The following is an 8,488-nucleotide window of genomic DNA, read 5'->3' as shown; positions in this document are numbered from 1 at the left end:
GAAGGCGATCTTGGCGCCGGTAAGACGACGTTCACTAAGGGACTGGCAAAAGGTCTGGGCATCAGCAGAAATGTCAACAGTCCTACTTTTACGATTATGAAAGAATACCGGGATGGCCGGATTCCTTTGTATCATATGGATGTGTACCGCATGGAAGACAGCGGGGAGGATCTCGGTTTTGATGAATATTTTGAAGGAGACGGCGTGACCGTTGTTGAGTGGGCAAGCATGATTGAAGAACAGCTTCCAAAGGAGCGGCTTGATATCAGAATTCACCGCTCAGGAGACGATGAGCGTGAAATCCTGCTCATTCCTTTCGGTGAAGACTATATTGGTTTATGTGAGGAGCTTGTAACCGGATGAAAGCATTAGCAATTGATACGTCAAACCTTACACTCGGGGTTGCCCTTGTGGGGGAAGAAACGGTGATGGGTGAGTATGTCACGCACGTGAAACAAAATCATTCAGTCCGTGCGATGCCTGCTGTTGAGTGGGTGCTGCAGGAGTGCGGTGTGAAGCCTGCCGAGCTTGACCGTGTGATCGTAGCAGAAGGGCCGGGATCTTATACAGGACTCCGAATCGGCGTCAGCATTGCAAAGACACTTGCCTGGACCCTGAATATTCCACTTGTCAGTGTTTCGAGTCTTGAAGTGCTTGCAGCAGGAGGCACTTACTTTGACGGAATGATCTGCCCGCTGTTTGATGCTCGCAGGGGACAAGTGTATACAGGACTTTATGAATATGAAGACGGTGTTCTTTTAAATAGAAGAAAAGACTGTAATCTTCTTCTTGCAGACTGGCTTGAGGAGCTGAAGAAAGAAGATAAGCGGATTTTGTTTATTGGCAATGACGTCAGTCTTCACAGGGAACTTATCAAACAGATTCTTGGCGAACAGGCCATGTTTGCAGCGATGACAGAGAACAATCCAAGACCATCCATGCTTGGGAAAATCGGGCTTAAAAAAGACCCTGTTGATCTCCATTCATTTGTCCCGAACTACATTCGCATGGCTGAAGCAGAAGTAAAGTGGCTGGAACAACAGAAATAAGCAGGTGAAAGAGATGAAGCAGGATACAATGGTCATCCGGCCAATGAATGTAACGGATATAGATGCTGTCTATGAAATTGAAACACAGTCCTTTGCCACTCCATGGCTGAAGGAGTCTTTTCATAATGAACTGACGCAGAACCATTTTGCTAAATACCTGGTTGTGGAATTTGACCGGCAAATTATCGGCTATTGCGGACTTTGGATTATTATGGATGAGGCGCAGGTAACGAATATTGCCGTTCTCCCTGCTTTCAGGGGCAATAAAATCGGCGAAACACTGCTTCGGCAGGCGATTGGCGTTGCAAAGGAGTATGGTGCAGGGAAAATCTCGCTTGAGGTCAGGGTGTCAAACCATGTGGCACAGTCCCTGTACAAAAAACTCGGGTTTCAGCCGGGCGGAATCAGAAAGCGGTATTATACCGATAACGGAGAAGATGCTTTAGTAATGTGGGTGGGTTTAAAATGACGAAAAACGATCTGTACGTACTTGGTATTGAGACAAGCTGTGATGAGACAGCTGTATCAATCGTAAAAAATGGACGGGAAATCATCTCGAATGTCGTGGCTTCCCAAATTGAAAGCCATAAACGATTCGGCGGAGTTGTTCCCGAAATTGCTTCAAGACATCATGTTGAGCAGCTGACGATTGTTCTGGAAGAAGCCCTGAAGCAGGCGGACATGGGCTTTAAAGACCTCGATGCGATTGCTGTAACGGAGGGGCCAGGACTGGTCGGAGCCCTTTTGATTGGAGTAAATGCGGCAAAGGCTCTTGCATTTGCCCATGGGCTGCCGCTTGTTGGCGTTCATCATATTGCGGGGCATATATATGCCAACCAGCTTATTTCTGAGCTGAAATTCCCGCTGCTGTCGCTTGTCGTTTCCGGCGGACATACCGAACTTGTCTATATGAAGGAACACGCCTCCTTTGAAGTCATTGGAGAGACGCTGGATGATGCTGCCGGGGAAGCATATGACAAAGTGGCAAGAACGTTAAAGCTTCCATATCCCGGTGGCCCTCACATCGACCGTTTGGCTGCAGAAGGAACGCCATCCATTGATCTGCCGCGGGCATGGCTTGAGCCGGATTCCTTTAACTTCAGCTTCAGCGGCCTGAAATCAGCGGTTATTAACACTCTCCACAATGCTGAACAGCGCGGAGAAGTGATTGAGCCCAAAGACCTTGCCGCAAGCTTCCAGGCAAGCGTCATTGATGTACTTGTCACAAAAACCGTTGCAGCTGCAGAAAAGTATGGAGTGAATCAAGTTCTTCTTGCCGGCGGTGTTGCTGCAAACAGAGGATTGCGTGCAGCCCTTACGGAAACGTTCAGCGGTCTTCAGAATGTTGAGCTTATTATCCCGCCGCTGTCTCTCTGTACGGACAACGCAGCCATGATCGCAGCAGCAGGAAGCGTTTTTTTTGAAAAAGGACACAGAGGATCCATGAGAATGAACGCAAATCCAGGCCTTGAGCTTCCGAATTAATGGTTATCAACAAGTTATTCACATCTCGTCCAATAACTCATGCAAGAATTTATGAAAGCTTGTGGAACATGGACGGGGATAACCTGTGGGTAATGTGGATAAAAAACGATTAAAATGTGGATAATGTGCATAATTCATATAAAACCTTGTGAAACTTGAACTTTAGATTGTGGATAACAAAAAACTCAGCACCTGTTATGGCGCTGAGTTTTTTTATCCACAATTTTTTATTCCTCCTGCAGATGCTCCCATTCGTTCATCAAGTGTTCAAGCTCTTCCTGCAGTGATTCGTTTTCCTGATTAATCTCCTGAACTCTTGTGTGGTCCTGATAGATCTCGGGATCGCAGAGGAGCTGTTCATTTACTTCTACCTTTTCCTCAATAGCTGAAATGCGCTCTTCCACTTCCTGAAGCTTGCGCTGTTTTTGCCGCGCTTGTTTTTTAAGTTCCTTTTCCTGTTCATAGGAAAGCTTATTTCCGTTTTCTTTCTCCTTCACTTCAGGGGCAGCATCCAGGGCGGCAAGCTCGAGCTGCTCTGCTTTTTTATGCTGATAGTAATCGTAATCACCGAGGTATTCGGTTACACCGCCCGGCGAAAGTTCATATACTTTTGTCGCGATTCTGTTGATGAAATACCGGTCATGGGAAACAAACAGGATGGTCCCCGGGTAATCAATCAGTGCGTTTTCAAGCACTTCCTTGCTGTCCAGATCAAGGTGGTTTGTCGGCTCATCCAGAATGAGCAGATTGGCTTTTTGCAGCATCAGCTTCGCAAGGGCAAGTCTTGCTTTCTGCCCGCCGCTTAATGTGGAGACATTTTTCAGGACATCGTCACCGGAAAAGAGGAAGTTTCCAAGCACGGTGCGGATTTCCTTTTCTGTTAGCATCGGGTAGTCATCCCACAGCTCATCAAGAACTCGTTTATTCGACGTAAGATTCGCCTGCTCCTGATCGTAATAGCCGATCTTGACGCCGGATCCAAGCTGAAATGAACCTTTTAGTGGAGCAAGTCTTTCAATGATCGTTTTCAGGAGTGTCGACTTTCCGACTCCGTTCGGCCCGACGAGCGCGATGCTGTCACCCCGTGAAACGGAAAAAGAGACATTTGAAATGATCGGATTCGTTCCATCATAGGAAACAGCGATATCATTCGCTTTTAAAACATCATTTCCGCTCTGCCGCTCGATATCAAATTTAAAGTGGGCAGACTTCTCATCCCCAAGCGGCCTGTCCATCAAATCCATGCGCTGCAGTTTTTTCTGACGGCTTTGCGCGCGCTTGGTAGTTGACGCTCTTGCCATGTTCCGCTGGATAAAATCCTTCAGCTTCGCCACTTCATCCTGCTGCTTTTCAAATAACTTAAGCTCGCGTTCATAGTTTTCAGCGGCCTGCTCGAGGTAGCGGCTGTAGTTGCCGATGTACTTTCTGCTGGAGTGCCTTGAAATCTCATACACCTGGTTGACAACCTTATCAAGGAAGTACCGGTCATGGGATACGATTAGAATGGCACCGCTGTAACCCTGCAGGTATTGCTCAAGCCAGGACAGCGTTGCGATATCCAGATGGTTCGTCGGTTCATCCAGCACGAGCAGATCAGGGCTTGTCAAAAGCAGCTTACCAAGGGCAAGGCGTGTTTTCTGGCCTCCGCTCAAACGCTGGATCGGTGTTGAGATGTCAAAGTCAGCAAAGCCGAGTCCGTGAAGAACAGAACGGATGTCTGCTTCATATTGATAGCCGCCTTTTTCTTTAAATTCAACCTGAAGACGGTCGTATTCATTCAGCAGCTGCTGAAATTCCCGTTCTGAAGGGTCTGTTTCAGCCATTTTCATCTCCAGGCTGCGCATCGTTTTTTCCATATCCTTAAGAGGCTGGAAAACGGAATTCATTTCATCCCAGATGGAAAGCTCGGATTCCAGGCCGGTATCCTGGGCCAGATAGCCGATCCGGACATCCTTCGGCTTGATGATTTCTCCTGATTCATAGGAAAGCTGTCCCGCGATAATCTTCAGGAGCGTTGATTTTCCGGCGCCGTTGCGGCCGACGAGTGCAATCTTGTCGCGCGTTTGTACTTCAAGTTTAATGTTCGATAATATAAGATCAGCAGCAAAATATTTTGTCAGCTGGTTAATTTGCAGCAAAATCATGTCTTTTCACCTCATGCTATGATAGGTTAAGTGTAGCTTATCCGCGGGGTACCCGCAATGATTGGGGCCTCCGGATGCTTGTATTTGTCACAATAAGTAAAAAGACAGATTTGTAAAAATAGTGTATAGTCTAGGTATGAGGGGCGTAAAAAGATGTCAAATTTTACTCATTTTAACCAGCAGGGCAGAGCCAGGATGGTTGATATATCCGAAAAAAATGAAACAGTCCGCACAGCCGAAGCGATTTCAAGCGTCATCATGAGCATCGATGTGCATAAGAAAATCGTAAACCAGCAGCTTGAAAAAGGCGACGTGCTTGCTGTTGCGCAGGTAGCCGGCATTATGGCTGCCAAGAACACATGGAACATCATTCCGATGTGCCACCCGATCCCGCTTAAAGGAATCGATATCTCATTTGAATGGGAAAAAGACGAGGGACAAGCCCGCCTTGTCATACATGCTGCAGTCAAAACAAAAGGAAGTACAGGTGTTGAAATGGAAGCGCTAACTTCCGCTTCCGTCTGTGCACTGACGGTTTATGATATGTGCAAGGCTTTAGACAAGGGACTGGTAATCGGTCCGACGTACTTATCTCAAAAAACCGGCGGGAAAAATGGGGATTACAAGAGAGATAAATCTGCATCTTTGAATGTGGGGGTTAGAACGTGAACAACATTGAACAATCCAAAATTCCGCAGGCGACGGCAAAACGTCTGCCTTTATACTACAGGTTCTTAAAAAACCTGCATGCCTCAGGAAAGCAGCGGGTGTCATCAGCAGAACTGAGTGATGCCGTGAAGGTCGATTCCGCGACCATCCGAAGAGACTTTTCCTACTTTGGAGCTCTAGGGAAAAAAGGATATGGCTACAACGTTAATTACCTGCTGTCTTTTTTCAGAAAGACGCTTGATCAGGACGAGGTCACAAAGGTTACGCTGATTGGAGTAGGAAATCTCGGTACAGCTTTCCTTCATTATAACTTCACGAAAAACAACAATACGCTGATTTCACTGGCGTTTGATGTGGATGAGAACAAAATCGGCACCGAAATTGGCGACGTGCCGATCTATCATCTTGATAACATGGAAGAGCACCTGCCTGAGGATGTGACCGTTGCAATCTTGACCGTGCCTGCCCAGGCTGCCCAGGCGATTACAGACAGACTGATTGCAAAGGGCATCAAGGGGATTTTGAACTTCACACCGGCAAGACTGAATGTGCCGGAGGAAATCAGAATCCACCATATTGATCTTGCTGTTGAGCTGCAGTCGCTCGTCTACTTTTTGAAACATTACCCGAACGCATAAAGAAAGAGGTGAAAACCATGCCGAACATAGGATTTGGAAGTCTGCTGCTGATCGTTTTTGCTGCTTTATTAATCTTTGGTCCAAAGAAGCTTCCGGAACTTGGAAAAGCGCTGGGAAATTCGCTGCGCGAGTTCAAGTCTGCCACAAAAGGGCTTGCAGATGACGATGAGGAAGACAAAAAGAAGGAAGAGAAGTAAGATAGGATGAAAGCAGTTATGAAACAAAACGACATGTCGGTCATCGATCACATTGCCGAGCTCAGAAAACGGATCATCATTACGGTCTTTTTCCTGTTTCTCGCTGTGATTGCCGGCTTCTTACTCGCAAAGCCGATCATTATTTATCTGCAGCATACGACAGAAGCAGAGAATTTGACGCTTAATTCATTCCGCATGACAGATCCGATTATGGTCTACATGCAGTTTACCTTTATCATCGCCTTTATCCTGACGTCACCGGTTATTCTTTATCAGCTTTGGGCCTTCGTCAGCCCGGGGCTTTACGAAAAAGAACGCCGCGTTACGCTCAGCTATATCCCGATTAGCATCGGGCTGTTTCTGGCCGGTCTCAGCTTTTCGTATTTCCTGCTGTTTCCGTTCGTGGTTGACTTTATGGAGCAGCTGTCAAATGATCTTGATATTAACCAGGTCATCGGGATTAACGAGTATTTTCAGTTTCTGATTCAGCTCACCATACCATTCGGACTGCTGTTTCAGCTGCCGGTTGTCATCATGTTTTTGACAAGGCTCGGGATCGTCACGCCGATGTTCCTGTCAAAGGTGAGGAAATACGCATACTTCATTCTGCTTGTCATCGCAGCGCTCATCACACCTCCGGAGATTGTCTCGCATCTCATGGTGTCTGTTCCGCTTTTCATTTTGTATGAAGTCAGTATTTTCGTCTCAAGGTTTGCCTACCGGAAAGCACAGAAAACACAGTTTGAGGAAGAAAATAAAGAAGGGTAATCCGCTGCCGGATTACCCTTCTTCCTATTTTTTCTTCGCTTTTACTTTATACGAAAGAGTAAACATTCGGAATGCCACTCCAAGGTCAAATGTTGCAATCAGCATCAGCAGGATGGTCGGAAAAGACCATAGCCCGTTTTCCGAGCTGTTCACCGCAAGATAGGTAAACAGGATGCCCATTGCCAAGTAGAAGATTCCCATCGATACCGGGCTTGTTCTCATTCTTACATGCCTCCAAAAATAAATTGCATTTGTTCCGCATTCTTCATCATTTCTTCAATCTGTTCGCGGTTCGACTGCAGCAGCACGACCAGTGTATTCATGGCGACATGCGCAAAGATCGGTACGAGCAGGCGCTTTGTCCGGATATACAGGAAAGCAAAGACAAAGCCCATTGATCCGTACAGGAGCAGATGCTGCGGCTCACCGTGCACAAGCGCAAAAACGATTGAACTGATCAAAGCCGAAAGGAAGAAATTCATGCGCTGATAGAGAGCGCCGAACAGAATCTTTCTGAAAATGATTTCCTCTAATATCGGTCCGATAATGGAAGTGACGAGGATAAGAAGAGGCGTAACCTTCAATACTTCCATGATAATCTGCGTATTTTCTGACTCTCCCTGGATTCCGAGCACTCTCGTTTCAATTGTGGCTGCGAGAACCTGGACAGTCAGCGCCAAAAATACTCCGGCCACTGCCCATAGGATGGACACACTTACCGGGGCTGCGTCACCTCTTAATTCCTTGTTGTCTCTAAAGTGGGTGCGCATGAAAAACAGGACGAGGACAAATGCAGCCGCAAAGCTGAAAACGGTCCAGTATCCGGATGCCATAATCTGAGCCATTCTCATCGATTCGCCTTCGCCTACGCCAAGCTTAAGAAGAAGCGGGATGCCAAGAATGCCTGAAAACTGCATGACGATGTATGTCAAAATGATTAGCCAGTATTCTTTCTTCAATCGAATGACTCCTTTTTTCGCCGATTATCGGTCATATGTTTATGTGTCAACTAGGCATTATTGTACCATAAACAGGGCAGCATGTAGGAGGATAACGCCTTTATGGTATGCCTTATGGGGACGAATCATGTAATTGATAAGGATTTCATTTTTTTTTGACTTATCACTTGAATTTGAGTGAGAGATTCTATAATATAATACTTGTGTTAGCACTCGAGACATCTGAGTGCTAATAAATAAGAAAATTTAAATCAATGAAATTTGAGGAGGTTGTTTCACTTGTTAAAGCCATTAGGTGATCGTGTCGTAATTGAGCTTGTACAATCTGAAGAAAAGACTGCCAGCGGAATCGTATTGCCGGACAGCGCGAAAGAAAAGCCGCAAGAGGGCAAAGTTGTAGCAGTAGGTACTGGTCGTGTGCTTGACAACGGTGAGCGTGTTGCTCTTGAAGTTGCAGAAGGCGATCGTATTATCTTCTCAAAATACTCTGGTACTGAAGTGAAGTATGAGGGTGCTGAATACTTAATCCTACGCGAAAGCGACATTTTAGCAGTCATCGGCTAATTTTATAAATAACAT

The 8,488-nt window shown here is 46.3% G+C and carries 12 protein-coding genes (1 of these 12 running past the window's edge); 9 read left to right on the top strand and 3 right to left on the bottom strand.

The window, feature by feature from the left end; translation table 11 throughout:
• The 4 genes in view from tsaE to tsaD are tightly spaced (at most 13 nt apart) and all read left to right on the top strand, a layout consistent with a single transcriptional unit that may run on beyond the window.
• Positions 1–363 carry the 3' portion of a tRNA (adenosine(37)-N6)-threonylcarbamoyltransferase complex ATPase subunit type 1 TsaE gene (gene tsaE, locus MHB63_07470; GenBank protein MEK3806418.1) on the top strand. Its footprint begins 99 nt before the window's first position, so 363 of the gene's 462 nt are visible here — the last part of the coding sequence; its start codon lies off the left edge, out of view; its stop codon occupies positions 361–363.
• Entirely contained in the window at positions 360–1,049 is a 690-nt protein-coding gene (gene tsaB, locus MHB63_07465) for a tRNA (adenosine(37)-N6)-threonylcarbamoyltransferase complex dimerization subunit type 1 TsaB (protein MEK3806417.1), read from the top strand. Before tsaE ends, tsaB begins: the two co-directional genes overlap by 4 nt.
• 13 nt (positions 1,050–1,062) lie before the next feature.
• Positions 1,063–1,518 carry a ribosomal protein S18-alanine N-acetyltransferase gene (gene rimI / locus MHB63_07460; protein MEK3806416.1) on the top strand — a complete coding sequence of 152 codons (456 nt, stop codon included), beginning with the start codon at positions 1,063–1,065 and terminating at the stop codon, positions 1,516–1,518.
• A complete protein-coding gene (gene tsaD, locus MHB63_07455) occupies positions 1,515–2,534 on the top strand; it encodes a tRNA (adenosine(37)-N6)-threonylcarbamoyltransferase complex transferase subunit TsaD (GenBank protein ID MEK3806415.1) in 1,020 nt (339 codons plus the stop codon). Before rimI ends, tsaD begins: the two co-directional genes overlap by 4 nt.
• 227 nt (positions 2,535–2,761) lie before the next feature.
• On the opposite strand, the gene MHB63_07450 is transcribed toward tsaD, so the two are convergent.
• The gene (locus tag MHB63_07450; GenBank protein MEK3806414.1) at positions 2,762–4,678 is read right to left on the bottom strand and encodes an ABC-F family ATP-binding cassette domain-containing protein; all 1,917 of its coding nucleotides are present in this window, start codon (positions 4,676–4,678) and stop codon (positions 2,762–2,764) included.
• A gap of 153 nt (positions 4,679–4,831) precedes the next feature.
• Between MHB63_07450 and moaC the strand changes: the two genes are divergently transcribed.
• The 4 genes from moaC to tatC are packed head-to-tail and all read left to right on the top strand — an operon-like array spanning position 4,832 to position 6,950.
• Complete coding sequence (gene moaC / locus MHB63_07445) at positions 4,832–5,347, top strand: cyclic pyranopterin monophosphate synthase MoaC (protein MEK3806413.1); 516 nt, start codon at positions 4,832–4,834, stop codon at positions 5,345–5,347.
• The gene (locus tag MHB63_07440) at positions 5,344–5,985 is read left to right on the top strand and encodes a redox-sensing transcriptional repressor Rex (GenBank protein ID MEK3806412.1); all 642 of its coding nucleotides are present in this window, start codon (positions 5,344–5,346) and stop codon (positions 5,983–5,985) included. Before moaC ends, MHB63_07440 begins: the two co-directional genes overlap by 4 nt.
• A gap of 17 nt (positions 5,986–6,002) precedes the next feature.
• On the top strand, positions 6,003–6,182 hold the full coding sequence (locus tag MHB63_07435) for a twin-arginine translocase TatA/TatE family subunit (GenBank protein MEK3806411.1): 180 nt from the start codon (positions 6,003–6,005) through the stop codon (positions 6,180–6,182).
• 18 nt (positions 6,183–6,200) lie between these two features.
• Positions 6,201–6,950, top strand: a complete 750-nt coding sequence (tatC, locus tag MHB63_07430) for a twin-arginine translocase subunit TatC (GenBank protein ID MEK3806410.1) — start codon at positions 6,201–6,203, stop codon at positions 6,948–6,950.
• 24 nt (positions 6,951–6,974) lie between these two features.
• Here the strand turns inward: tatC and MHB63_07425 are convergent, their stop codons facing one another.
• Both MHB63_07425 and MHB63_07420 read right to left on the bottom strand, forming a co-directional pair.
• A complete protein-coding gene (locus MHB63_07425) occupies positions 6,975–7,172 on the bottom strand; it encodes a YdiK family protein (GenBank protein ID MEK3806409.1) in 198 nt (65 codons plus the stop codon).
• Between the two features lie 2 nt (positions 7,173–7,174).
• A complete protein-coding gene (locus tag MHB63_07420; GenBank protein ID MEK3806408.1) occupies positions 7,175–7,909 on the bottom strand; it encodes a type II CAAX endopeptidase family protein in 735 nt (244 codons plus the stop codon).
• Positions 7,910–8,188: 279 nt separating this feature from the next.
• On the opposite strand from MHB63_07420, the gene groES reads away from it, so the two are divergent.
• Positions 8,189–8,473: a co-chaperone GroES gene (gene groES, locus MHB63_07415; GenBank protein MEK3806407.1), complete on the top strand. Its 285-nt coding sequence runs from the start codon at positions 8,189–8,191 to the stop codon at positions 8,471–8,473.
• Positions 8,474–8,488: the final 15 nt, after the last annotated feature.

Source organism: Bacillus sp. FSL H8-0547, assembly GCA_038002745.1.
In the GTDB taxonomy this organism is placed as follows: domain Bacteria; phylum Bacillota; class Bacilli; order Bacillales; family Bacillaceae; genus Bacillus_P.
The sequence above is the reverse complement of the archived record's forward strand: the minus strand, read 5'-3'. Positions and strand labels throughout refer to the sequence as shown.

Bases quoted from the DNA above. Each gene is read 5' to 3' on its own strand.
- rimI (MEK3806416.1), top strand. From the start codon at position 1,063: ATGAAGCAGGATACAATGGTCATCCGGCCAATGAATGTAACGGATATA.
- moaC (MEK3806413.1), top strand. From the start codon at position 4,832: ATGTCAAATTTTACTCATTTTAACCAGCAGGGCAGAGCCAGGATGGTT.
- tsaB (MEK3806417.1), top strand. From the start codon at position 360: ATGAAAGCATTAGCAATTGATACGTCAAACCTTACACTCGGGGTTGCC.
- MHB63_07425 (MEK3806409.1), bottom strand. From the start codon at position 7,172: ATGAGAACAAGCCCGGTATCGATGGGAATCTTCTACTTGGCAATGGGC.
- tatC (MEK3806410.1), top strand. From the start codon at position 6,201: ATGAAACAAAACGACATGTCGGTCATCGATCACATTGCCGAGCTCAGA.
- MHB63_07450 (MEK3806414.1), bottom strand. From the start codon at position 4,678: ATGATTTTGCTGCAAATTAACCAGCTGACAAAATATTTTGCTGCTGAT.
- tsaD (MEK3806415.1), top strand. From the start codon at position 1,515: ATGACGAAAAACGATCTGTACGTACTTGGTATTGAGACAAGCTGTGAT.
- MHB63_07435 (MEK3806411.1), top strand. From the start codon at position 6,003: ATGCCGAACATAGGATTTGGAAGTCTGCTGCTGATCGTTTTTGCTGCT.